This window comes from Nonomuraea sp. NPDC049709, from assembly GCF_040674815.1.
GTDB lineage: Bacteria > Actinomycetota > Actinomycetes > Streptosporangiales > Streptosporangiaceae > Nonomuraea.
Genome location: NZ_JBFANM010000118.1, coordinates 1 through 22,211 on the forward strand (window position 1 = coordinate 1; position 22,211 = coordinate 22,211).

The window sequence follows — 22,211 nt, forward strand, 5'->3', positions numbered from 1 at the left end:
TCCGGCCTTCGGGGGCGGCCGGATCGCGCGAGCAGGCGCCCCTATCACGGTGTCAATGACGGTGGGGGTTTTATCCGACTTGGCGGTGCCGGCAAGGCACCAGGTCAGCCGTCGCGGAGCTTCTTCAGCAGGGTGATGTCCTCGGCGTGCTTGGGCGCCTTGCCCGGCGTCTCGATGCAGATCGGCACCCCGGCCACCGCTGGGTGCCGCATGAGGTCGGCGAACGGCTGGGCGCCGATGTGACCGGCCCCGATGTTCTCGTGGCGGTCCTTCTTCGCGCCGCAGACGTCCTTGGAGTCGTTGGCGTGGATCAGCTTGAGCCGTCCGGGCGCGATCGCGTGCAGGGCGTCGAACGTCTCCTTCACCCCGCCCTCGGCGGCCAGGTCGTGACCGGCGGCGAAGGCGTGGCAGGTGTCGAGGCAGACGCAGGCCCGCGGGTGCCAGTCGAGCGCGGCCAAGTAGGGCTCGAGGTCCTGGACGGTGGCGCACAGCATGGCGCCCTGGCCCGCCATCGGCTCCAGCAGCAGGTCGGGGCCGCCCTCGGGGATCTCCTCCAGCAGGGGCAGCAGGTTGTCGCGCACCTGCCGCAGCGCGTCGTCGCGCGACTGCGTCACTGCCGAGCCGGTGTGCACCACGACCCCCTTGGCGCCCGTCTCCACCCCGCGCCGCAGCGTGTGGCGCACGATCGCGATGGAGTTGGCCAGCGTCTCCGGGCTGGGCGAGCCGAAGTTGACGAGATAGGGCACGTGGATGAACGCCTCGACGCCCGACTCGGCCAGCTTGGCGTCCTGGTCGGGTTTGCCCTCGGTGAGCGCCCAGCCCCGCGGGTTGGTGACGAACACCTGGATCATCTCGGCGCCGATCTCGGCCATGTATTTCAGGCCGCCCGTCGCCAGGCCGCCCGTGACGGACACGTGTCCGCCGATCAGGGATTTCAGGGTCATGATGACTCTCAGTGTAGGCGCAGCGGCGGACACTTCCGCTGATCCGCGCGGCGCGCACAAAGCTTGCTCCAAGACGCCGGGCCGCGAGCCTTGGCGGGGACGCGGGCGGGGAACGCCCTACCGCGTCCGCGGAAGCGCGGCCAGACGGGGGAGAGCCCATGCGTGCCATCGCCATTTCCGACTTCGGGGCGGACCCCGAGCTCATCCAGGCGCCCGAGCCCGAGCCGCGGCCCGGCGAACTGCTCGTACGCCTGCGCGCGGCCGCCTACAACCCGGTCGACCACAAGATCGCCAGCGGGGCCATGAAGGACCGGATGTCGCCCAGGTTCCCGTTCATCATGGGCCAGGACGGCGCCGGGGTCGTGACGGCGGTGGGGCGGGAGGTGAGCGGCTTCCGCCCCGGCGACGAGGTGTACGGCCGCTTCACCGACCCCGCGCGCGGCCTGGGCAGCTACGCCGAGTACGGCGTGGTCGCCCAGGACGGGCCGGTGGCCCGCATGCCCAAGGGCATGATCCCCGAGCAGGCCGCCGCCGTGCCCACCGCCACCGGGACGGCCAGGGACCTGGTCGAGGTGGCCCGGCTGGACGAGGGGCGGACGGTCCTGATCGTCGGGGCGACGGGCGGCGTCGGCCAGTCGGCGATCCAGCTCGCCGCCCTGCGCGGGGCCCGCGTCATCGCCACCAGCTCGCCCGGGGCCGATGACCTCGTCCGCGCCCTCGGGGCCGCGGAGACCGTGGACCACACCCGCGGACCGGTCGCCGACCAGGTGCGCGCGGCCCACCCCGAGGGGATCGACGCGGTGCTGGACCTGGTCTCGCCGGCCGGCGCCACCCAGCCCCTGGAGGAGCTGCTGCGCCCGGGCGGCGTGATCTGCAGCGTCCTGCACGCGCTCGACCCCGACGCCCTGGCCGCCCGGGAGCTGCGCGGCGTGAACGTGATCAACCGGCTCACCCCCCAGGTGCTCTCGGACCTGGCCGACCTCATCGACGCGGGGCGGTTGCGGGTGCGCGTGCAGGCCCAGGTGCCGCTGGAGCGGGCGCCCGCCGCGCTGGCCGGCCTGGCCACCGGGCACGCCCGGGGCAAGACCGTCATCACCATGTGATTGGAGCATGCCACGAAAAGTTCCCGGCATCCGGGCCGCGAGTTGGGAGTTCTCGCGGATGGACCGGGCACCTAGCGCATGTGTGTACTTCTGACATGCCCGACACGCTCGACGCCTTCAACGCCCGGTCCCCGGCCGAGGCCGAGGCCGGACTGCTCGCCTGCTGCGCCTCCCGCGCCTTCGCCGGGAAGGTGGCCTCGGGGCGGCCGTACGGCGACCTCGACCGGCTCCTCGCCGCCGCCGGCGCGGCCGTGCTGGAGCTGGGCTGGGACGACGTGCTGGAGGCGCTGGCGGCGCACCCCAGGATCGGGGAGCGGGCCGGCGGGGACGGCCGGGCGGCGTCCTGGTCCCGGCAGGAGCAGGCCGGGGTGGAGGACGGGCTGCGCGCGGAGCTGGCCGAGGGCAACCGGGCCTACGAGGAGCGGTTCGGGCACGTCTATCTCGTCTGCGCCACCGGGCTGACCGGCGCCCAGATGCTGGCCCGGCTGCGGGAGCGGCTGGGCAACGACGAGGAGCGCGAGCGCGCGGTCGTCCGCGGCGAGCTGGCCGCCATCACGAGGCTGCGGCTGGGCAAGCTCATGAAGGAGGGGACATGAGCTTCTCCACCCACGTGCTGGACGCGGTCACCGGCCGCCCCGCCGCCGGCCTGCGCGTACGCCTCGAGCACGACGGCCGCGTCGTGGCCGAGGGGCACACCGACGGTGACGGCCGGATCAAGGGCTGGAACCCGGGAGCCGGGGTCCACCGCGTCGTCTTCGACACCGGGTCGTACCTGGCGGAGACCTTCTACCCCGAGGTCGTCGTCACCTTCACCGTGACGGACCCCGAGCAGCACCACCACGTGCCGCTGCTGCTCAGCCCGTATGCCTACTCGACCTACCGAGGGAGCTAGATGACCGTCAGGCTCGGCCCCAACCGCTACGGCAAGGCGGAGACCAGGCTCGTCCACGTGGTCAGGGACGGCCCCGTGCACCACGTCAAGGACGTCAACGTCAGCACCTCCCTGTCCGGCGACATGGAGGCCGTCCACCTGACCGGCGACAACGCCGCCGTGCTGCCGACCGACTCGCAGAAGAACACGGTGTACGCCTTCGCCAGGAAGCACGGCGTGGGCCAGATCGAGGAGTTCGCCCTCCGGCTGGCCAGGCACTTCGTCGAGTCGCAGTCCACCGTCCACCACGCCAGGGTGGAGATCGAGGAGTACGGCTGGAACCGCGCCGGGCCGCACTCGTTCGTACGCGACGGCGGCGAGGTGCGCACGTGCGTGGTCCACCACGACCGCGACGGCCGCGACACGGTCGTGTCCGGGCTCAAGGACCTGGTGGTGCTGAACTCGACGGGGTCGGAGTTCCACGGCTACATCGTGGACGAGTACACCACCCTCCCGCCCACCACTGACCGCGTCCTGGCCACCGCCGTCACCGCCCGCTGGCGGCACGCCGGGGACGGCACCTCCTCCTACGCCAAGTCGTACGAGGAGGTCCGGCGGGCCCTGATCGACGCCTTCGCCGGCACGCACAGCCTCTCCCTCCAGCAGACCCTGTACGCCATGGGCGAGCGCGCCCTCACCACCTGCCCCGAGATCTGCGAGGTCAGGATGGTCATGCCGAACAAGCACCACTTCGCGGTCGACCTGACCCCGTTCGGCCTGGACAACGACAACGAGGTCTTCCACGCCGCCGACCGCCCCTACGGACTCATCGAGGGCGGCGTGCTGCGCGAGGACGCGCCCGACGCCGGATTCGCCTGGGAGTAGGCAGATGGACTTCTTGCGGCCCACGACGTGGGACGAGGCGCTGGCCGCCAAGGCGGACCAGCCGGAGGCGGTGCCCATCCAGGGCGGCACCGACGTGATGGTGGAGCTGAACTTCGACGTGCGCAGGCCGCCGGCGCTGCTCGACCTCAACCGGGTGGCCGAGCTGCGGGACTGGTCGATGGCGAGTGGCCTGTGCCGGGTCGGGGCCGGGGTGTCGTACGCGACGGTCATCGCGGAGCTCGGCGGGCCGCTGCCGGGGCTCGCCCAGGCCTCGCGCACGGTCGGCTCGCCGCAGATCCGCAACCGCGGATCCGTCGGCGGGAACCTGGGCGCGGCCTCGCCCGCGGGCGACAGCCACCCGCCGCTGCTGGCGGCGGGAGCGGTGGTCGAGGTGGAGTCGCGCGAGCGCGGGGTCCGGATGATCCCGGCCACGGAGTTCTACCTCGGGGTCAAGCGCAGCGCGCTGGAGCCGGACGAGCTGATCAGGGCCGTGCACGTGCCGCCCGCCACCGGGCCCCAGTACTTCTCCAAGGTCGGCACGCGCAACGCCATGGTGATCGCGGTGTGCTCGTTCGCGGTCGCGCTGCATCCACGGGAGCGGCGGGTCGGCACCGGCATCGGCTCGGCCGCGCCCACCCCGCGCCGGGCGCTGGAGGCCGAGGACCTGCTGGCCCGCGAGCTCGACTGGGACGCGCCGCTCGACCCCGCGCTGCTGCGGCGCTTCGGCGAGCTGTGCGCGCGGGCCGCCGCGCCGATCGACGACGTGCGCGGCACCGCCGCCTACCGCGTGCACGCCATCGGCGTGATGGCCCGCCGCACGCTCACCTGGGCCTGGAACGACCACCTGGAAAAGAGGGCCGCCTGATGCGCGTCACCTTCACCGTCAACGGCCGCGAGGAGATCGCCGAGGACGTCTGGGAGGGCGAGAGCCTCCTGTACGTGCTGCGCGAGCGCCTCGGCCTGCCCGGCTCCAAGAACGCGTGCGAGCAGGGCGAGTGCGGCTCGTGCACGGTCTACCTCGACGGCCTGCCGGTCTGCGCCTGCCTGGTGGCCGCCGGGCAGGCCGAGGGGCGGCGGGTGCGTACCGTGGAGGGGCTGGCCGACGGCGACCGGCTCGACCCGGTGCAGGAGGCGTTCGTCGAGTGCGGGGCCGTGCAGTGCGGCTTCTGCACGCCGGGGCTGCTGGTGCAGGCCCACGACCTGCTCGAACGCGTGCCCCGGCCGTCGGACGCCGAGATCAGGGAGGCGCTGGCGGGCAACCTGTGCCGGTGCACCGGCTACGAGAAGATCCTCGACGCGGTGCGCCTGGCCGCCTCCCGGAAGGCGGCCGGATGAGCGTCCTCATCGAGAACGTGTACGTCGCCCCCGTCGCCGGCCCCGAGATCGAATCCGGATATATCAGGATCGAGGGGGACCGGATCGCCGAGCTCGGCGCCGGGCCCGCGCCCGCCGTCCCCGGCGCCTCGCGCATCGACGGCACCGGCTGCCTGGCCACCCCCGGCCTGGTCAACACCCACCACCACCTCTACCAGTGGGCCTCGCAGGGGCTGGCGCAGGACGCGACGCTGTTCGAGTGGCTGGTGGCGCTCTACCGGGTGTGGGCGGCCATGGACGCCGAGGTGGTCAAGGGCGCGGCCCAGGCCGGGCTGAGCTGGCTGGCGCTGTCGGGCTGCACCACCTCCAGCGACCACCACTACGTCTTCCCCAAGGGCCGGGGCGACCTCCTCGCGGCCGAGATCGAGGCCGCCCGCGAGGTGGGCCTCAGGTTCCACCCCGCGCGCGGCTCCATGGACCGGGGGGAGTCGAAGGGCGGGCTGCCGCCGGACGTCGTGGTCGAGGAGCTGGACGACATCCTGGCCGCCACGGCCGAGGCCGTGGACGCCTATCACGACCCCTCGTTCTCCTCCATGCTGCGCGTGGTGGTCGCGCCGTGCTCGCCGTTCTCGGCCAGCGCCGAGCTGATGACCGAGTCCGCCGCCCTGGCCCGGGCCAAGGGCGTACGCCTGCACACCCACCTCGCCGAGACCCTCGACGAGGACGAGCACTGCCTGCGGGAGTTCGGGCTGCGCCCGGTCGACTACATGGAGAAGCTGGGCTGGCTGGGCCCGGACGTGTGGTTCGCGCACGCCGTGCACCTGAGCGACGCCGACATCGGCAAGCTGGTCGCCACCGGCACCGGCTCCGCGCACTGCCCCTCCTCGAACGGGCGCCTCGGCGCCGGGATCGCCCGCGTGTCGGAGCTGCTGCGCCGCGGCGCGAACGTGGGGCTCGGCGTGGACGGCAACGCCTCCTCCGAGCTGACCCCGCTGGCCGGGGAGATGCGGCAGGCGCTGCTGTTCCAGCGCGCCAGGTACGGCCCCGAGGCGCTCACCGCCAGGCAGGCACTGGAGCTGGCCACGCTGGGCGGCGCCCGCAACCTCGGCCGGGAGGGCGAGCTCGGGTCGCTGGAGCCCGGCAAGCTGGCCGACCTCGCCCTGTGGCGGGTCGACGGGCCGTACACCGCCGCCGTCGCCGACCCGGTGTGCGCGCTCGTCTTCGGGCCCGTGCCGCCGCTGGCCAGGGTGCTGGTCGGGGGGCGTACGGTGGTGGCCGACGGCGAGCTGAAGACCGTCGCCCAGGACGCGGCCGGGCGGGCCGGCGCCGCGGCGCACCGGCGGCTGATGCGGCTGGCGGAGGAACGCGGGATCACCGCCGCCAAGGAGGTCCACCAGGATCACGGCGACGCTCGAACCTGACGGGGCCCTGCCGCACGCTCTGTGGTCTCGCGCTCGCCGTCACTCGTCATGGGACGCATCGTGTCCGGGCCACTAGGGTGTAAATGTCCGAAACGAGCAGGAAAGGCGGTCCCGTGTCGGCGGAACTCCCAGACGAGCGGCTGGCGCAGCTCAGGAACACTTTCGCGTCGATCGACACCGACGGCGACGGCTACATCAGCGAGGCCGAGCTGAAGCGGCACTTCCCCGACCTCCCGGCGGAGGCGCTCGGGGCGATGAGCCAGGAGGCCGACTCCGACCAGGACGGGCGCTACTCGCTGGAGGAGTTCATCCGGACGCTCTCATAGGGCCGACAGCGCGCGTTCCAGCGGGGTGCGGAAGCGGGGGGTCACCGTGATCCCGCCCAGCCAGGAGGCCAGCCCGGCCACCTCGGCCTCGATCGCGGCCCGCGCGTCCGCACCCACGTCCGCGCCCGGCAGGGCGCGCCACACGATCTCGCCGCCGGGCCGCTGCGCCCAGCCGCCCACCACCCGGCCGTCCCACCAGACGGTGGGGCCCACGTTCCCGCTGCGGTCGAACAGCTCGGCCCGGTGCTCCGGCGGCAGGTACCAGTCGCGGGCCTGCCAGCCCATCGGCGTCGGGTCGAGCGCGGGCAGCAGCGCCGCCCACGGCTCGGGCGCCACGACCTCTTCCCGCTCGTCAGGCAGGTCGTCCGGCAGCACGTAGCCCGTGCCCTCGTCCAGCTCCACCGCCACCGCGCCGGTGGCGGCCAGGGCCCGGCGCACGTCCTTGAGCGTCCAGCCGGTCCACCACTTGAGGTCCGCCTCCGTGCCCGGGCCGAACGCCGCCAGCCACCGGGCCACCAGCGCCGCCTGCGCCTCGTGCGCGGCCAGCTCGGCCATCTCCGGGGCCAGGCCCCAGTAGTGCGTGCCGCTGACCCACGTGCCGGACACGCGGGCCCGCCGTACCAGGAGGCCGTCCATCGCCATCAGGGCGAGCAGGCGCGAGCCCAGGCTCACCACGCCCTCGTACGGCTTGCCCACCGCCACCCTGAACTGCTCGCGCAGTCGCGGCTCCAGCACCCCCAGCTCGGCCGCCGTGGCGTCGCCCGACTCGGCCAGCAGGCGCAGCACCGACGCCTCGACGTCCTTGAGCCGCGTCTCGTCCCAGCCGCCCGCCGCGACCACCTTCAGCACGGACGCGCGCTCCCTGCGGGCGATCGCCGGCATCGAGGAGTGGTGCACGACCGGCACCAGCTCCGCCGGGACCACGAAGACCGTGCGCCGCATGCCGGTCATCCGCACCAGCGTGCGGTCGGCGTACAGGGCCCGCTCGACCGGCTCCGGGCCGGGGGCCGCCAGGCGCGCGCCCGCCGACAGGAACACCGTCGCCGGGTCGGTGCCGTGCAGCGCCACCACGGACTCCGCCGCCTCCTCCGGCGTGGCGGCCTTGCGCGCCAGCCGGTGCCGCAGGGCCAGCCGCGCCTGCCGCTGCCTCGTCGTCATCCGCACAAATGTCCCCTTTCCCGCAGTGAGCCTAGTTGGAGGATCACACACCTGACGACGGGTGCGGCGGGCAGTGGTTGATGGGCTTGTGCATAGGTTTGCGGGGAGATCGCTTGTTTCACTTGAGGTCACCCCCTGAACCTGGAGTGACTCATGAAGAGTGAGGTGCATCCGGTCGACGCCCGCCTGCCGGTCGCGCAGCTCGGCACGCTCGGGCTGCAGCACGTGCTGGCGATGTACGCGGGCGCCGTGGCGGTGCCGCTCATCGTGGGCGGTGCGCTCAACCTGCCTCCCGACCAGCTCGCGTACCTGATCAACGCCGACCTGCTGATCAGCGGCATCGCCACGCTCATCCAGTGCGTCGGGGTGTGGCGGTTCGGGGTCCGGCTGCCGATCATGCAGGGCTGCACGTTCGCGGCCGTCACCCCGATGGTGCTGATCGGCACCACCCAGGGCGGCCTGCCGGCCATCTACGGCGCCGTCATCGTGTCGGGGCTGCTCGTCGTGGCCGTCGCCCCCTACTTCGCCAGGATCGTCAGGTTCTTCCCGCCGCTGGTCACCGGCACCATCATCACCATCATCGGGATCTCGCTGCTGCCGGTCGCCGCCCGCTGGGCCGCCGGTGGCGCGGGCAGCCCGTCGTACGGGGAGCCGCGCAACATCGCCATGGCCGCGGCCGTGCTGCTGTTCATCCTCGCGATCTACCGGCTGTCCAAGGGATTCCTGGGCCGGGTGGCCGTGCTGGCCGGCATCGTGGCGGGCACGCTCGTGGCGATCCCGCTCGGGTTCACGGACTTCTCGAACGTGGGCTCGGCCGACCTGTTCGGGATCAGCACGCCGTTCGCGTTCGGGATGCCCACGTTCCAGGTCACGGCGATCATCTCGATGTGCGTGGTCATGCTCGTCTCCATGACCGAGACGACCGGCGACTTCGTGGCGGTGGCCGAGATGACCGGCTCGGAGCTCACCCCGCGGCGGCTGGCCGACGGGTTGCGGGCCGACGGGTTCTCCACCGCGCTGGGCGGCGTGTTCAACACCTTCCCCTACACCGCCTACGCCCAGAACGTCGGGCTCGTCGGGCTGACCGGCGTACGCAGCCGCTGGGTCGTCGCCACCGCCGGCGGCATCCTCGTGCTGCTCGGCCTGATCCCCGTGCTGGGCGCGGTGATCGCGGCGATCCCGCAGCCGGTGCTCGGCGGCGCGGGCATCGCCATGTTCGGCACCGTGGCCGCCTCCGGCATCCGCACGCTGGCGAAGGTGAGCTTCGAGGGCAACCACAACCTGGTCATCGTGGCGGTCTCCCTCGGCGTGGCCGCCATCCCGGTCGGCGTGCCGGACTTCTACGACAAGTTCCCCGACTGGGCCCAGACCATCCTGAACAGCGGCATCAGCACCGGCAGCCTGATGGTGATCCTGCTGAACCTCGTCTTCAACCACCTGCGCCCCGCCCAGCGCGCCGGCTGAGCGGGCCGGGATGTGATGATGAGTCACGCCTTCCTGCCCGCTCGCACCGGGCAGGAAGGCGTGTCAGGACATTGTTCATCATCAGGTGGGAGTTCGTAGTGGTTCAGCACGTACTGGTCGCCCCCGACAAGTTCAAGGGGACGCTGACGGCGGCCGAGGTGGCATCCCGGGTGTCGGCAGGGCTCGGCGTGCCCACGGTCGAGCTGCCCATCGCCGACGGGGGCGACGGCACCGTCGACGCGGCGGTGGCGGCCGGCTTCGGCCGGATCACGATCGAGGTCACCGGGCCCACCGGCGAGCGGATCCCCGCCTCCTACGCCTGGCACCCCAACGGCACCGCGGTGGTCGAGCTGTCGGAGGCGTCGGGGCTGCGCCGCCTGCCCGGCGGGCGCGAGCCCCTGACCGCCACCAGTTACGGCACGGGCGAGCTGGTCGCCGACGCCGTGCACCGGGGCGCCAAGCGGGTGGTCCTGGGCCTGGGCGGCAGCGCGTGCACCGACGGGGGAGCGGGCATGGCGCAGGCCCTGGGCGCCCGCCTGCTGGACGCCGGCGGCGCCGAGCTGTCCCGGGGCGGGGCGGCGCTGAAGGAGCTGGCCCGCATCGACCTGTCGGGCTTCCTGCACGTCTCCGGCGTCGAGTTCGTGGTGGCCAGCGACGTGGACAACCCCCTGCTCGGTCCGCACGGCGCCGCCGCCGTCTACGGGCCCCAGAAGGGTGCCACGCCCGACGACGTCAAGACGCTGGAGGCCGCGCTGTCCCGCCTGGCCGCCGTGGCCACGGCCACGCACGGGCTGATGGGGGCGGTCGAGCACGACGACGTCCCGCGCGCCATGGGCGTGGCGGGAGCGCCGGGGGCGGGAGCGGCCGGCGGGGTCGGGTTCGCGGCGCTGGCGTTCCTGCACGCCGAGCTGCGGCCCGGCATCGACTACCTGCTCGACCTGCTCGGGTTCGGCGAGCTGGTCCAGGGCGCGCGGCTGGTGATCACGGGTGAGGGGTCGCTGGACGAGCAGTCGCTGCGCGGCAAGGCGCCCGTCGGCGTGGCGCAGGCCGCGGCCCGGGCGGGCGTGCCGGTGGTGGCCGTCTGCGGGCGCCGTACGCTCAGCGACGCCGACCTGAAGGCCGCGGGCATCGAGGCCGCCTACGCCCTGACGGACCTGGAGCCCGATCCGGCCCGCTGCATGGCCGAGGCCGGGCCGCTGCTCGAACGCCTCGCCGCCCGGCTCGCCGCCGACCGCCTTCCGGAGGGGAACGGATGACCGGATTCGACACCGGATTCGACACCGTCGTCAGATCGCGCAGGACCGTCACGCCGGAGGGCGAGCGGGCCGTCGCCGTGGCCGTACGGGGGGAGGTGATCGCCGCCCTGTACGACTACGCCGCCCCCGTCCCCGCGACCGAGGACATCGACCTGCGCGACGTGGCCCTCCTGCCGGGCCTGGTCGACACGCACGTCCACGTCAACGAGCCGGGCCGCACCCACTGGGAGGGCTTCGACTCCGCCACCCGGGCCGCCGCCGCGGGAGGCGTCACCACGATCCTGGACATGCCGCTCAACTCCCTGCCGCCCACCGTCACCGCCGGGGCGCTCGACGTCAAACAGCGGGCCGCCGAGGGGCAGTGTCACGTGGACGTCGGCTTCTGGGGCGGCGCGGTGCCCGGCAACGTCAAGGACCTCGCGCCCCTGCACGAGCGCGGCGTCTACGGGTTCAAGTGCTTCATGTCGCCCTCGGGCGTGGACGAGTTCCCGCCGCTGGCCGACGACGAGCTGCGGGAGGCTCTGGAGGAGATCGCCGGGTTCGGCGGGATGATGGTCGTGCACGCCGAGGACCCGGCGCTGCTGGCCGAGCCCGGCGGGCCGACCTACCGGGAGTTCCTCGAGTCCCGGCCGGGGGAGTCCGAGCGCAGCGCCGTCGAGCGGGTCGTCCGGCTGGCCGCCGAGACCGGCTGCCGGGTGCACGTCCTGCACGTCTCCAGCGCCGGCTGCCTGGACGTCCTGGAGGCCGCCCAGGCCCGGGGCGTGGCGGTCTCGGCCGAGACCTGCCCGCACTACTTGACGCTAGCGGCCGAGCAGGTGCCCGAGGGCGTGACCACGTACAAGTGCTGCCCGCCGATCCGCTCCGAGGCCAACCGCGAGCTGCTGTGGGACGGGCTCGCGCGGGGGGTGCTGAGCTGCGTGGTGTCCGACCACTCGCCGTCGCCGGCCGAGCTCAAGGTGCCCGACTTCGCCGCCGCGTGGGGCGGCATCGCCTCGCTCCAGCTCGGGTTGCCGGCGGTCTGGACGGAGGCCGCGCGCAGGGGGCACCGGCTGGGGGACGTGGTCCGCTGGATGTCGGCCAACCCCGCCGCCATGGCCGGTATCTCCGGAAAAGGCGGGATAAAGGTGGGAAATGATGCCGATCTGGTGGCATTCGATCCCGGCGCCGACAACCTGATCGACGCCGCCCGCCTCCACCACAAGAACCCCGTCACCCCCTACCACGGCCGCACCCTCAAGGGCGCCGTCCTGACCACCTGGCTGCGCGGCCGCCCGGTGGACGGCACGCCGCACGGACGATTCCTGCCGGGAGCGCAGTAGATGATCCGCTTCACCACCCTGCCCGACCTCGCCCTGCGCACCCTCGGCGGGTCCGTCGTGGCGGCCAGCGACGAGTCGTTCGCCGAGAAGGAGAGCCTGATCAGGCCGGGCCGGCCGGGGTTCTCGCCCGCGACGTTCGGCAACAAGGGGCAGGTGTACGACGGGTGGGAGACCCGCCGCCGCCGCGAGCCCGGCCACGACTGGGCTCTCGTGCGGCTCGGCCTGCCCGGGGTGATCCGCGGCGTGGTGATCGACACCGCCTGGTTCAAGGGCAACTACCCGCCCCACGCCTCCGTGGCGGCCACCTGCGTGGCGGGCTACCCGTCACCGGCCGAGCTGCTGGCGGCGCCGTGGACGGAGATCGTACCGAGGTCAGAGCTCAAGGGGGACGCCGAGCACCACTTCGAGATCGCCGACGAGTCCCGGTACACGCACGTACGGCTCAGCATCCACCCCGACGGCGGCGTGGCCCGCCTGCGGGTGCACGGCGAGGTGCGCCCCGACCTGTCCCTCTACGAGGGCCTCGGCCTCGACCTGGCCGCCCTCGCCAACGGCGGCCTGGTCACCGCCTGCTCCGACGAGTTCTACTCCGCGCCCAACAACGTCATCGCGCCGGGGCTGGCCCGGCACCAGGCGGAGGGCTGGGAGACGGCCCGGCGGCGGGGCGAGGGCAACGACTGGCTCGTCATCCGGCTGGCCGGGCGCGGGATCGTCCGGCTGGCCGAGATCGACACCACGAACCTGCTGTTCAACGCGCCCGGCGCGGTGTCGCTGACGGGGCTGGACGGGGAGCGCGAGGTGGAGCTCCTGCCCAGGACCCGCCTGCAGCCCGACACGCCGCACCGCTTCCGCCTCGGCCACGCGGAGCCGGTCACGCACGTGCGGGTGGACATCTACCCGGACGGCGGCCTGGCCCGCGTCCGCCTGCACGGCCACCTCGCCTGAGAGCCTCGAGCGCCCCCGGAGCCCCGGGGCGCTCGCCGGCTCACTGCCAGAGGTAGACCGTGGTGCCGGGCGGCCGCTCGCTGTTCGGGAGCGGCCGCTGGTACTGCACCACGCCCCGGTTGCCCAGCCGCTGCACCCGGACCTTGAACCCCAGCGCCTCCAGCTCCGCCTTGGCGTCGTTGATGTTCTTCCCGATCACCCCGGGCACCAGGCTGAACTGCTGGTCGTCGCGGCCCTCGTTGTCGCCGCGGAACCACTGCCAGAAGTCCGTCTGGCAGCGCGCCACCGTGATCATGACCGGCGCGCCCTTGTCCACCTCGGACTTGGCCTTGGGGGACTGGGCGATGACCGTGCACGGCTCGGCGTCGTCATCGACCTCGTTGACCTGCACCTGGAAGCCCTGCTGCCCGAGGTAGCCGGCGGCCTCGTCCTTCGGCATGCCGCCGACGTCGGGCATGACGAGCCCGGCGCTGACGTAGATGTCGATCGAGGCGTTCTTCTTGACCTTCTCGCCCACCTGCGGCGAGGTGCGGATCACCTTGTCGCGCTCGACCTCCTGGTTGGCCAGGCGCTTGACGGAGCCGACCGTCAGGCCCGCCTTGGCGATCGCGGCGCGGGCCTCGTTGCCGGTCATGGCCGACACGTCGGGCACCACGATGCGCTCGGGGCCCAGCGAGGGCACCAGCGTGATCGTGGAGCCCTTCTCCAGCTGGGAGTCGGCCGCCGGGTCGGACCGCAGGATCAGGCCCTCGGCCAGCTTCTCGTCATATTGGCCGTCGGCCTCGCGCATCTTCAGGCCGAGCGCGGTGAGGTTCTTCTGGGCCACCGCCAGGTTCTTGCCGACCAGGTTGGGCACGGTGACGTATTCGGGCTGCGCGAAATACCAGCCCGTCAGCCCGACCGCCACCACCATCACGGCGGCGAGCACCACCAGGAACCAGTTGGGCCGGAACCCGCGCCGCTGCGGAACCTCGGCCCGCGGCTGGACCAGCGTGTGGGCGGGGGCGGCCAGCGGCACCGACCGGGCGGCCGACGCGTTCCCGGCCATCGGCGGCTGGGAGTGCGCGTAGACCGGCCCGGTGCCCGGCGGAGTGGTCGTGCGCGGCAGCATCCGGTGCGCCTCGACCGCAGCCACGAGCATCGCGGTCGCGTCCGCGGGCCGGTCGTGCGGCTCGCGGGCGGTCGCGTGCGCCACCAGCGTGTCGATCAGCGGCGGCACCTCGGGCACCACCGACGACGGCGCCGGCACGGTGTCGTGGACGTGGCGGTAGGCCACCGACATCGGCGTCTCGCCGTCGTACGGCTGCTGTCCCGTCACCAGCTCGAACAGCATGATGCCCGCGGCGTATACGTCGCTGCGCACGTCGGCGGCGCCGGTGGTGACCTGCTCCGGCGCCATGTAGCCGATCGTGCCGATCATCACGCCGGTACGGGTCTGGTTGGTCGCCTCGATCGCCCTGGCCAGGCCGAAGTCGACGACCTTGACCCGGCCGTCGTCGGTCATCAGGACGTTTTCCGGCTTGACGTCGCGGTGCACCAACCCGGCCTGGTGGGCTGCGCCGAGGGCGGCGAGCACCGGGATCATGATCTCGAGCGCCTCACGGGCCGGCAGCCTGCCCCGCTCGCGCAGGATGTCGCGCAGGGTCCGGCCCGGGACGTATTCCATCGACAGGTAGACGACGTCGTTGTCGGTGCCCTGGTCGAAGACGTGCACCACGTTGGGATGGGAGAGGCTGGCAACCGACTTGGCCTCGCCGATGAACCGCCTGACGAAGGCCGGGTCCTCGGCGAGCGAGCGGTGCATGACCTTCAGCGCCACCGTCCGGTCGAGCCGGATGTCCAGCGCGAGGTAGACGGTCGCCATACCGCCCCGGGCGATCCGGCTCTCGATGCGGTAGCGCCCATCGAGGAGCCGCCCGACCAGGGGGTCCGCAGTCGTCGTATCCACCCCGCTGAGTTTACGGGCGTTTTGCCACTGGCAGGGCCCGGGCGCCCGAAACCGATGCGGAGACGTTCCCGTTGGAACGTCCCAGCTTCCGGCGAAGCGGACACGACCCCTCCCAGGTCACGACGGCCACCGGGGTCACGGGCTCCTCCGGGGTCACGGCGTCATCGGGGAGGACGCCTCGGCGTAGCGGCGGCGCGGGATGCGGCCCGCCTGCCGCGCCAGCCGCCCGGCGACCACGGCGCCCTTCATGGCCGCCGCCATGAGGTCGGGCCGCTGCGCCCTGGTGACGGCCGTGGCCAGCAGCACGGCGTCGCAGCCCAGCTCCATCGCCTGCGCGGCGTCGCTCGCCGTGCCGATGCCCGCGTCGAGGATCACCGGCACGCCGGCGGCCTCCACGATGAGCTCGATGTTGTGCGGGTTGCGGATGCCCAGCCCCGAGCCGATCGGCGCCCCCAGGGGCATCACGGCGGCGCAGCCGGCCTGCTCCAGCCGCCGGGCCAGCGCCGGGTCGTCCCCGATGTACGGCAGCACCACGAACCCGTCCGCCACCAGCCGCTCGGCCGCGTCGAACGTCTCGATCGGGTCGGGCAGCAGCGTCCGCTCGTCGGCGATGACCTCCAGCTTGACCCAGTTCGTGCCCAGGGCCTCCCGGGCCATCCGGGCCGTCAGCACGGCCTCGCCCGCGGTGAAGCAGCCGGCCGTGTTGGGAAGCACCTTGATGTCGCGCCTGTGCAGCACGTCCAGCACGGAGCCCCGCGAGCCAGGGTCGAGCCGCCGCATCGCCACCGTGGTCAGCTCGGTCCCCGACGCCGCCAGCGCCTGGTCGAGCACCTCAAGCGAGGGCGCGCCGCCGGTCCCCATGATGAGCCGGGAGGAGAACTTCTCCCCGGCGATGATCAGATCATCCACCTTGCACCGCCGTCAGAACCTCCACGCGGTCACGGTCGCGCAGCGCCGTCGAGTCCCAGGCGCCGCGCGTGACCACCTCGTCGTTCACGGCCACGGCCACTCCGGTGGTGACCGCGGTCAATATGCGTACGGCCTGCGCCACGGTGATGCCGTCGGCCACCTCGTGCGCGGCCCCGTTGATGCTAACAATCATGAAATTTCCCGAAATCTCCCCGGCGTGCACAGGGCCGCCAGCTCGCTCTCCTCGCCCAGCAGAATGGCCGTCGTGAGCGGGGCGAGCAGCACGCCGCCCCGGTGGTGCCCGGTCGCGAACGCCAGCCCCGGTGTCCCGCTCGGCCCGATGACCGGCAGGTTGTCCGGTGTCCCCGGCCGCAGCCCCGCCACCACGTCGGCGACCTCCAGCTCGGTGACGCCCGGCACCAGCTCCCTGGCGTCCCGCAGCAGCTCGTAGAGCCCGCCGGCGGTCACCCGGGTGTCGAACCCCAGCTCCTCCTGCGTGGCCCCGACCACCAGCTCGCCGTCGCCCCGGGGGACCAGGTAGACGTACGAGCCGTGCACGGTTCCGCGTACGCACCGGCCGAGCAGCGGCTGCGGCGAGCGCAACCGCATGATCTGCCCCTTGACCGGCCGCACCGGCACCTCGGCCAGCTCGGCGCTCCAGGCCCCGGCCGCCACGACGACCCGCTCGGCCCGCAGCTCGGCGGGGTCGCCGTCCAGGCGCACGCCCGTGACCGCTCCTCCTTCGCGGCCGCCCTCGCGCAGCAGCCCGGTCGCGCGGGCCCTGACCAGCGGCACGCCCCTCCGTTCCAGCGCGGCCAGCAGCGCCGCCGTCACGCGGCGCGGGTCGACCCAGGCGTCACCGGCCGCCAGCAGCCCGCCGCGCACGGAGGGAGCCAGCATCGGCTCCAGCCGGCGGCACTCCCGCCCGGTCAGCCGCTCGACCGGCAGGCCCAGCTTGTCCATGAACGCCGCCAGCTCGTCCAGCGCCGCCAGGTCGTCGGCCCCGAACGCCACGTCCAGCGTCCCGTCCGACCGGAGATCCAGCCCTCGCCCCGCGCCGGGCCGGTTCAGCCCCTGCCCCTCGCCAGGCCGGTTCGGCCCCTGCTCCGCGCCCGGTCCGGTGGCTTCGTCCAGGCCGGCGTCGGCGGAGAGCTCGGCGGCGAAGGCGGGCCAGCGGCGCAGCGAGGCCATACCCAGCCGCAGCAGCGGCGCCTCGGTGTAGGTCACCTCGCTGACCGGGGCCAGCATCCCCGCCGCCGCGTGTGAGGCCCCCGTGCCCGGAGCCGGGTCGACCACGGTGACCTGCCGCCCCGCACGGGCCATCCGCCAGGCGACGGAAAGCCCGACGACCCCGCCACCCACGATCACGTCCACATGCGCTCCCTTCGCCGGCATGATCCGGATCAGGTGTCTTGCGGTCGAAGGCCCGGTGAAGCCTTCCTCTCAGCCCGGTTACGGCCGGACTCCCGCGCGTCTTACATCCACAGCCTACGGCCTCGGTGCGACGTCCATGCACCGCCCCCGTTATGGTCATGAACGTGAAGCATGTCGTGGTGGTGGGAGCGGGCCTGGCCGGAGTGCGTACGGTCGAGGCACTGCGCGGGCGCGGGTTCGACGGCCGGATCACCCTGATAGGCCAGGAGCGCCATCGCCCCTACGACCGCCCGCCCCTGTCCAAGGCCGTCCTGGCCGGCGACGCCGACTCCAGCTACGTCGAGACCGACCTCGAGTCCATGGGCGTCGACTTCTGGCCCGGCGTCAGCGCCAAGTCGCTGCGCGCGGGCGTCGTGGAGACCACAGAGGGCGAGCTCGGCTACGACAGCCTGGTCATCGCCACCGGCGCCGAGCCGATCAGGCTGCCCGGCGACGGCCCCCAGCACGTGCTGCGCACCATCGACGACGCCCACGAGCTCAGGGCCATGCTCGTCCCCGGCGCCCGCCTCGCCATCGTCGGCGCCGGCTGGATCGGCGCGGAGGTGGCCACGGCGGCCCGCCGCGCCGGCTGCGAGGTGACGGTGATCGAGTCCGCCGAGACCCCGCTCGCGACCGCCGTCGGCACCGAGATCGGGGCCCGCACCGAGCGCTGGTACGACGGCATCGACCTGCGGCTCGGCACCATGGTCGACTCCGTGGACGAGGGCGGCGTGCGGCTGGTGGGCGGCGAGTTCGTCGAGGCCCACGCGGTCGTCACCGGCATCGGCGTGCGCCCGGCGGTCGAATGGCTGGCCGGCGCCGACATCGACCTCCACAACGGCGTCGTCACCGACGAGCACCTGCGCGCCTCGCTGCCGAACACGGTCGCCGTGGGCGACTGCGCCGCCTGGTGGTCGCGCCGCTGGCAGGTCAGGCTCAGGGTCGAACACTGGGACACCGCGCTCAACGCCCCCGAGGTCGCCGCCGCGACACTGCTGGGGGAGGAAGCCGTGTACGATCCGGTGCCATACTTCTGGTCCGAGCAGTTCGGGCACATGGTGCAATACTCCGGCCACCACCCCGCGGGGGAACGGCTGGTCTATCGAGGAGAGCCCGAGGGCAAGTGGTCGGCCGTCTGGCTCACCGCCGGCGACACCCTCGCCGCGGTGCTCGCCGTGGACCGGCCGCGCGACCTCGTACAGGGGCGGCGGATCATCGAGGCGGGCCACCGCCTCGACGCGGAACGCCTGGTAGATCCACAAGTCCCCCTACGGGATTGTGTTGTTTGAGCAAGGACGGCATGTGGTAGTTGTGGTTTCGTGACGCTTTCTGTTGCACAGATCGACCGGGAGACCGAGCAGCTCGTCGACGAGTGGCTCACGCTCCCCGAAGTGGCCTCGCGCCTTGACCTTTCGATCGGGCGGGCCAAGCAGCTCCTCAAGGACCACAAGCTCCTCGGCGTGCGCCGCGGGAGCGGCGGGCCACAGGTGCCCGCGGTGTTCCTCGATGGGAAGGACGTGATGAAGGGCCTGCCCGGCACGCTGACCGTGTTGCAGGACGCCGGCTACGACGATGTCGAGTCGCTGCGCTGGCTCTTCACCCCAGACGAGTCGCTGCCCGGATCGCCCATAGAGGCGATCAAGGCCGGCCGTCATACCGAGGTCAAGCGGCGTGCCCAAGCCCTCGCTTTCTGAGGCCCGCCTCTATCTCTGCACAGACGGCCGCCGCGACCGCGGCGACCTGGCAGAGTTCCTCGATTCGGTGCTGGCCGGGGGCGTGGACATCATCCAGCTGCGGGAGAAGGGCCTGGAGGCTCGCGAAGAACTCGCGCTCCTCGAGATCTTCCGCGACGCCTGCGACCGGCACGGCAAGCTACTGGCCGTCAACGACCGGGCGGACATCGCCTACGCCGCCCGGCCCGACGTGCTCCACCTGGGGCAGGACGACCTTCCTGTGACGGTCGCGCGAGAGATACTCGGCGACGACATCGTCATCGGACGGTCCACCCACTCCGCCGCCGAGGCTTCCGCCGCGGCCGTGGAGGAGGGCGTCGACTACTTCTGCTGCGGCCCCGTCTGGCCCACGCCCACCAAGCCGGGCCGCCCGGCCCCCGGCCCGCCGCTGCTCAGGCACGCGGCGTCGCTGGGGACGTCGCGGCCGTGGTTCGGGATCGGCGGCATCGACCTCGCCAACCTCGACGAGGTGATGTCGTACGGCGTGCGCCGGGCGGTGGTGGTCCGGGCGATCACCGACGCCGACGACCCCGGGGCCGCGGCGGCGGAGTTCGCCAAGCGGCTGTCGGCCCGCTGACCGCGAGGCGCCCGCCCTGACAGCGGGCGCCTCCAACCGGTCCCGGCGGGTCCGGCCCCGGCTCCGCGGTCCTGGCCTGCCCGATCGCCGCTTGCCCGGGCCGCCGCTGCGCCTGGCTTCCGCGCCTGGCTTCCGCGCCCGTCCTTCGGGCCCGCTCTTCGGGCGCCGTCTCCCGGGCGTCACGTCCGGGAGGTGTGGTGGCGGGCCCGGGGCCCCCGGCCGGTGTTCGCGCGCCGCTTTCCGCGCCTGGCCGTCGCGCCGCGCCTCCTTCGGACGTGGCCTGTCCGGTCGTCGCCTGTGCCCGGGGTCTGTGCGCAGTCTCCGTGCGCAGTCTCCGTGCGCAGTCTCCGTGCGCTGCGTACGTGCGGTGTGTTCGGGGAGCCGAGGCCGTCGGCCCGTTACGGCGCGTCGGGTCCAGCCGCGGTGGCGGGGCCGTGGGGAGCGGGGTGGTCAGGTTTTGCGGGAGGTGGCGGCGATGGCGAGGTCGGTCAGGGCGGCGCGGGAGTCCGGGGTGACCGGGGCCGCGTCGAGCGCCGCCAGCGCCTCCCCCAGGTAGTCGCCGATCAGGTCCTCGCACTCCTGCAGCGCACCCGTGTCGTCGATGATCTGCCGCAGCGACTCCACCCCGCGCTCGTCCAGCGCCGGATCCCCCAGCAGCCGCCGCACCGTGGCGGCCTGCGCCGGGGAGGCGGCCGCGAGCGTGCGCGCCACCAGCATCGTGCGCTTGCCCTCCCGCAGGTCGTCCCCCGCGGGCTTGCCCGTCTGGGCCGGGTCGCCGAACACCCCCAGGATGTCGTCACGGAGCTGGAACGCGATCCCGACCCGCCTGCCGTAGCCGGTGCACAGCTCGTCCATCCACGGCGCGAGCTCCCGGGCGGCGAGCACCAGGCCGAGCCTGAGCGGCTGCTCCACCGAGTATTTGCCGCTCTTGTACAGCGCCACCCGCAGCGCCGAGTCGAACGTGTTCTCCCCGTGCGCCTGCTCCAGCAGGTCGAGGTATTGCCCGCACATCAGCTCGGTGCGCATGTGGTCGTGGACCGGCTGGGCGGCCTCCAGCGACTCGCGTGGCAGGCCGCTGGCCCGCCACATCTCGCCCGACCAGATCAGCAGCAGGTTGCCCAGCAGGATCGCGGCGCCCTCGCCGAACTGCTGCGCCGAGCCGTACCAGCCGGACTTCTCGTGCATCGCCTGGAAGCGGCGGTGCGCGGACGGCATGCCTCTGCGCAGGTCGCTCTTGTCCATCACGTCGTCGTGCACCAGCGCGCTGGCCTGGAGCAGCTCAAGAGAGGCGGCGGCGCGGAAGACGCCGGGCTCGTCCGTGCCGCCCGCGCCGCGCCAGCCCCAGTAACAGAACGCCGGACGCAGCCGCTTGCCGCCGGACAGCAGCTCGTCGGCCGCCGTGCGCAGCGGGGCGAACTCGGGGTCGCCGCCGGGGGGCAGCTGCCGTTCGACGAACTCTCCGAGGGCACGCTCCACCTGCGTGCGCAAGGTGTCCATGCCGGCGGCGTCAGTGGTCATGTCATGAGACTAGTGGCCGGATGTACGCGATCGGATTTCCAGGTGTCCCCTCTGGCCCGGTGGCTCGGAAGATGTAGCGGTAGCCTTGGGGCCATGGCGCTTGGTCGACCCTCCATCCGGCCCGATCGTGTTCCCACCGTCCGCGACATGCTCGCCGCTGGTGGCCGGTCGTTCTCGTTCGAGTTCTTCCCCCCGAAGACCGACGAGGGCGAGCGGCAGCTCTGGCGGGCGATCAGGGAGCTGGAGTCGCTGCGGCCGACGTTCGTCTCGGTGACGTACGGCGCGGGCGGCTCCACGCGTGACCGCACGGTCGACATCGTGGAGCGGATCGCCCACGACACCACGCTCACGCCTGTGGCGCATTTCACCGCGGTCAACCACTCCGTCCGCGAGCTGCGCCACCTCGTGGGGCGCTTCGCCGACGCCGGCGTGCGCAACATCCTGGCCGTCCGCGGCGACCCTCCGGGCGACCCGACGGCCGAGTGGGTGCAGCACCCGGAGGGCGTGCTCTACGCCGAGGAGCTGGTGCGCCTGATCAGGCAGTCGGGCGACTTCTGCGTGGGCGTGGCCGCCTTCCCCTACAAGCACCCCCGCTCGCCGTCCATCGAGTCCGACACCGAACACTTCGTCCGCAAGTGCGAGGCGGGCGCCGACTACGCGATCACCCAGATGTTCTTCCAGGCGGAGGACTACCTGCGGCTGCGCGACCGGGTGGCGGCCAGGGGCTGCGAGACGCCGATCATCCCGTGCATCATGCCGGTCACCCAGATGAGCACGATCGCGCGCTCCGAGCAGCTGTCGGGGGCGCCGTTCCCGCCGGACGTGGCGGCCAGGTTCGAGGCGGTCAAGGACGACCCGGCGGCGGTGCGGCGGCTGGGCATCGAGCACGGGGCCGAGCTGTGCCAGCGGCTGCTCGACGAGGGCGCGCCGGGCATCCACTTCATCACGTTCAACCGGTCGAGCGCGTCCCGCGAGGTGTTCCAGCGGCTCGACCGGATCCCGCTGACCGCCTGAGCCGGGCAGTCCAGCCACCCGCCCGCAGGGGGACCGGGCGGGTGACGGACGGCGGCCGGATCGGTAAAGGGTCGGTTACTTTCCGTGATTAAG

23 protein-coding genes and 1 riboswitch are annotated in these 22,211 nt (G+C 73.1%); of the genes, 16 read left to right on the top strand and 7 right to left on the bottom strand.

The window, feature by feature from the left end:
- Window positions 1-104 precede the first annotated feature (104 nt).
- Window positions 105-944 carry a deoxyribonuclease IV gene (locus AB0J69_RS56625; protein WP_364136672.1) on the bottom strand — a complete coding sequence of 280 codons (840 nt, stop codon included), beginning with the start codon at window positions 942-944 and terminating at the stop codon, window positions 105-107.
- Between the two features lie 158 nt (window positions 945-1,102).
- On the opposite strand from AB0J69_RS56625, the gene AB0J69_RS56630 reads away from it, so the two are divergent.
- The 8 genes from AB0J69_RS56630 to AB0J69_RS56665 all read left to right on the top strand — a co-directional run bounded on the left by AB0J69_RS56630 (window position 1,103) and on the right by AB0J69_RS56665 (window position 6,864).
- On the top strand, window positions 1,103-2,047 hold the full coding sequence (locus AB0J69_RS56630; protein ID WP_364136674.1) for an NADP-dependent oxidoreductase: 945 nt from the start codon (window positions 1,103-1,105) through the stop codon (window positions 2,045-2,047).
- Window positions 2,048-2,142: 95 nt separating this feature from the next.
- Window positions 2,143-2,643 carry a 2-oxo-4-hydroxy-4-carboxy-5-ureidoimidazoline decarboxylase gene (gene uraD / locus AB0J69_RS56635; RefSeq protein WP_364136676.1) on the top strand — a complete coding sequence of 167 codons (501 nt, stop codon included), beginning with the start codon at window positions 2,143-2,145 and terminating at the stop codon, window positions 2,641-2,643.
- Complete coding sequence (gene uraH / locus AB0J69_RS56640; RefSeq protein ID WP_364136678.1) at window positions 2,640-2,939, top strand: hydroxyisourate hydrolase; 300 nt, start codon at window positions 2,640-2,642, stop codon at window positions 2,937-2,939. The genes uraD and uraH overlap by 4 nt, the downstream gene beginning before the upstream one ends.
- Entirely contained in the window at window positions 2,940-3,803 is an 864-nt protein-coding gene (gene pucL / locus AB0J69_RS56645) for a factor-independent urate hydroxylase (protein WP_364136680.1), read from the top strand.
- Window positions 3,804-3,807: 4 nt separating this feature from the next.
- Window positions 3,808-4,668 carry a xanthine dehydrogenase family protein subunit M gene (locus AB0J69_RS56650; RefSeq protein WP_364136682.1) on the top strand — a complete coding sequence of 287 codons (861 nt, stop codon included), beginning with the start codon at window positions 3,808-3,810 and terminating at the stop codon, window positions 4,666-4,668.
- Window positions 4,668-5,138: a (2Fe-2S)-binding protein gene (locus AB0J69_RS56655; protein ID WP_364136684.1), complete on the top strand. Its 471-nt coding sequence runs from the start codon at window positions 4,668-4,670 to the stop codon at window positions 5,136-5,138. The genes AB0J69_RS56650 and AB0J69_RS56655 overlap by 1 nt, the downstream gene beginning before the upstream one ends.
- A complete protein-coding gene (locus tag AB0J69_RS56660; RefSeq protein WP_364136686.1) occupies window positions 5,135-6,538 on the top strand; it encodes an 8-oxoguanine deaminase in 1,404 nt (467 codons plus the stop codon). Before AB0J69_RS56655 ends, AB0J69_RS56660 begins: the two co-directional genes overlap by 4 nt.
- A 113-nt stretch (window positions 6,539-6,651) precedes the next feature.
- Window positions 6,652-6,864, top strand: coding sequence for an EF-hand domain-containing protein (locus AB0J69_RS56665; RefSeq protein WP_364136688.1), 213 nt, complete (start codon window positions 6,652-6,654; stop codon window positions 6,862-6,864).
- Here the strand turns inward: AB0J69_RS56665 and AB0J69_RS56670 are convergent.
- Window positions 6,859-8,022, bottom strand: coding sequence for a winged helix DNA-binding domain-containing protein (locus tag AB0J69_RS56670; protein WP_364136690.1), 1,164 nt, complete (start codon window positions 8,020-8,022; stop codon window positions 6,859-6,861). The genes AB0J69_RS56665 and AB0J69_RS56670 overlap by 6 nt on opposite strands.
- A 153-nt stretch (window positions 8,023-8,175) precedes the next feature.
- Here AB0J69_RS56670 and AB0J69_RS56675 point away from each other — a divergent pair, with 153 nt between their 5' ends.
- From AB0J69_RS56675 to alc, 4 genes are all read left to right on the top strand, one after another.
- Window positions 8,176-9,486, top strand: coding sequence for a nucleobase:cation symporter-2 family protein (locus AB0J69_RS56675; protein WP_364136692.1), 1,311 nt, complete (start codon window positions 8,176-8,178; stop codon window positions 9,484-9,486).
- Window positions 9,487-9,584: 98 nt separating this feature from the next.
- Complete coding sequence (locus tag AB0J69_RS56680) at window positions 9,585-10,742, top strand: glycerate kinase (RefSeq protein WP_364136694.1); 1,158 nt, start codon at window positions 9,585-9,587, stop codon at window positions 10,740-10,742.
- Window positions 10,739-12,061, top strand: coding sequence for an allantoinase AllB (gene allB, locus AB0J69_RS56685; RefSeq protein WP_364136696.1), 1,323 nt, complete (start codon window positions 10,739-10,741; stop codon window positions 12,059-12,061). Before AB0J69_RS56680 ends, allB begins: the two co-directional genes overlap by 4 nt.
- A complete protein-coding gene (gene alc, locus AB0J69_RS56690; protein ID WP_364136698.1) occupies window positions 12,062-13,006 on the top strand; it encodes an allantoicase in 945 nt (314 codons plus the stop codon).
- 40 nt (window positions 13,007-13,046) lie between these two features.
- Here alc and pknB read toward each other — a convergent pair whose 3' ends face one another.
- From pknB to AB0J69_RS56710, 4 genes are all read right to left on the bottom strand, one after another.
- Complete coding sequence (pknB, locus tag AB0J69_RS56695; protein ID WP_364136700.1) at window positions 13,047-14,954, bottom strand: Stk1 family PASTA domain-containing Ser/Thr kinase; 1,908 nt, start codon at window positions 14,952-14,954, stop codon at window positions 13,047-13,049.
- Between the two features lie 153 nt (window positions 14,955-15,107).
- Window positions 15,108-15,815, bottom strand: a complete 708-nt coding sequence (locus AB0J69_RS56700; RefSeq protein ID WP_364136729.1) for a thiazole synthase — start codon at window positions 15,813-15,815, stop codon at window positions 15,108-15,110.
- A gap of 40 nt (window positions 15,816-15,855) precedes the next feature.
- Complete coding sequence (gene thiS / locus AB0J69_RS56705) at window positions 15,856-16,056, bottom strand: sulfur carrier protein ThiS (RefSeq protein ID WP_364136702.1); 201 nt, start codon at window positions 16,054-16,056, stop codon at window positions 15,856-15,858.
- Window positions 16,053-17,237 (bottom strand): FAD-dependent oxidoreductase, encoded by a 1,185-nt coding sequence (locus AB0J69_RS56710; RefSeq protein ID WP_364136704.1) that lies wholly within the window; start codon window positions 17,235-17,237, stop codon window positions 16,053-16,055. The genes thiS and AB0J69_RS56710 overlap by 4 nt, the downstream gene beginning before the upstream one ends.
- A riboswitch (TPP riboswitch) is annotated at window positions 17,227-17,343 on the bottom strand. Its footprint overlaps the gene before it by 11 nt.
- Before the next feature lie 52 nt (window positions 17,344-17,395).
- Between AB0J69_RS56710 and AB0J69_RS56715 the strand changes: the two genes are divergently transcribed.
- The 3 genes from AB0J69_RS56715 to thiE are packed head-to-tail and all read left to right on the top strand — an operon-like array spanning window position 17,396 to window position 19,586.
- A complete protein-coding gene (locus tag AB0J69_RS56715; protein WP_364136706.1) occupies window positions 17,396-18,565 on the top strand; it encodes an FAD-dependent oxidoreductase in 1,170 nt (389 codons plus the stop codon).
- Window positions 18,566-18,595: 30 nt separating this feature from the next.
- The gene (locus AB0J69_RS56720; protein ID WP_364136707.1) at window positions 18,596-18,970 is read left to right on the top strand and encodes an Rv2175c family DNA-binding protein; all 375 of its coding nucleotides are present in this window, start codon (window positions 18,596-18,598) and stop codon (window positions 18,968-18,970) included.
- Window positions 18,948-19,586 carry a thiamine phosphate synthase gene (thiE, locus tag AB0J69_RS56725; protein WP_364136708.1) on the top strand — a complete coding sequence of 213 codons (639 nt, stop codon included), beginning with the start codon at window positions 18,948-18,950 and terminating at the stop codon, window positions 19,584-19,586. The genes AB0J69_RS56720 and thiE overlap by 23 nt, the downstream gene beginning before the upstream one ends.
- Before the next feature lie 450 nt (window positions 19,587-20,036).
- On the opposite strand, the gene AB0J69_RS56730 is transcribed toward thiE, so the two are convergent.
- Window positions 20,037-21,104, bottom strand: coding sequence for a polyprenyl synthetase family protein (locus AB0J69_RS56730; protein ID WP_364136709.1), 1,068 nt, complete (start codon window positions 21,102-21,104; stop codon window positions 20,037-20,039).
- A 93-nt stretch (window positions 21,105-21,197) separates the two neighbouring features.
- Here AB0J69_RS56730 and metF point away from each other — a divergent pair, with 93 nt between their 5' ends.
- The gene (gene metF / locus AB0J69_RS56735; RefSeq protein WP_364136711.1) at window positions 21,198-22,118 is read left to right on the top strand and encodes a methylenetetrahydrofolate reductase [NAD(P)H]; all 921 of its coding nucleotides are present in this window, start codon (window positions 21,198-21,200) and stop codon (window positions 22,116-22,118) included.
- Window positions 22,119-22,211: the final 93 nt, after the last annotated feature.

Excerpts from the sequence above, each read along its gene's own strand:
- AB0J69_RS56625 (WP_364136672.1), bottom strand. The coding sequence starts at position 944 with ATGACCCTGAAATCCCTGATCGGCGGACACGTGTCCGTCACGGGCGGC.
- AB0J69_RS56630 (WP_364136674.1), top strand. The coding sequence starts at position 1,103 with ATGCGTGCCATCGCCATTTCCGACTTCGGGGCGGACCCCGAGCTCATC.
- uraD (WP_364136676.1), top strand. The coding sequence starts at position 2,143 with ATGCCCGACACGCTCGACGCCTTCAACGCCCGGTCCCCGGCCGAGGCC.
- uraH (WP_364136678.1), top strand. The coding sequence starts at position 2,640 with ATGAGCTTCTCCACCCACGTGCTGGACGCGGTCACCGGCCGCCCCGCC.
- pucL (WP_364136680.1), top strand. The coding sequence starts at position 2,940 with ATGACCGTCAGGCTCGGCCCCAACCGCTACGGCAAGGCGGAGACCAGG.
- AB0J69_RS56650 (WP_364136682.1), top strand. The coding sequence starts at position 3,808 with ATGGACTTCTTGCGGCCCACGACGTGGGACGAGGCGCTGGCCGCCAAG.
- AB0J69_RS56655 (WP_364136684.1), top strand. The coding sequence starts at position 4,668 with ATGCGCGTCACCTTCACCGTCAACGGCCGCGAGGAGATCGCCGAGGAC.
- AB0J69_RS56660 (WP_364136686.1), top strand. The coding sequence starts at position 5,135 with ATGAGCGTCCTCATCGAGAACGTGTACGTCGCCCCCGTCGCCGGCCCC.
- AB0J69_RS56670 (WP_364136690.1), bottom strand. The coding sequence starts at position 8,022 with ATGACGACGAGGCAGCGGCAGGCGCGGCTGGCCCTGCGGCACCGGCTG.
- AB0J69_RS56675 (WP_364136692.1), top strand. The coding sequence starts at position 8,176 with ATGAAGAGTGAGGTGCATCCGGTCGACGCCCGCCTGCCGGTCGCGCAG.
- allB (WP_364136696.1), top strand. The coding sequence starts at position 10,739 with ATGACCGGATTCGACACCGGATTCGACACCGTCGTCAGATCGCGCAGG.
- alc (WP_364136698.1), top strand. The coding sequence starts at position 12,062 with ATGATCCGCTTCACCACCCTGCCCGACCTCGCCCTGCGCACCCTCGGC.
- AB0J69_RS56700 (WP_364136729.1), bottom strand. The coding sequence starts at position 15,815 with ATGGGGACCGGCGGCGCGCCCTCGCTTGAGGTGCTCGACCAGGCGCTG.
- thiS (WP_364136702.1), bottom strand. The coding sequence starts at position 16,056 with ATGATTGTTAGCATCAACGGGGCCGCGCACGAGGTGGCCGACGGCATC.
- AB0J69_RS56715 (WP_364136706.1), top strand. The coding sequence starts at position 17,396 with ATGAACGTGAAGCATGTCGTGGTGGTGGGAGCGGGCCTGGCCGGAGTG.
- AB0J69_RS56730 (WP_364136709.1), bottom strand. The coding sequence starts at position 21,104 with ATGACCACTGACGCCGCCGGCATGGACACCTTGCGCACGCAGGTGGAG.
- metF (WP_364136711.1), top strand. The coding sequence starts at position 21,198 with ATGGCGCTTGGTCGACCCTCCATCCGGCCCGATCGTGTTCCCACCGTC.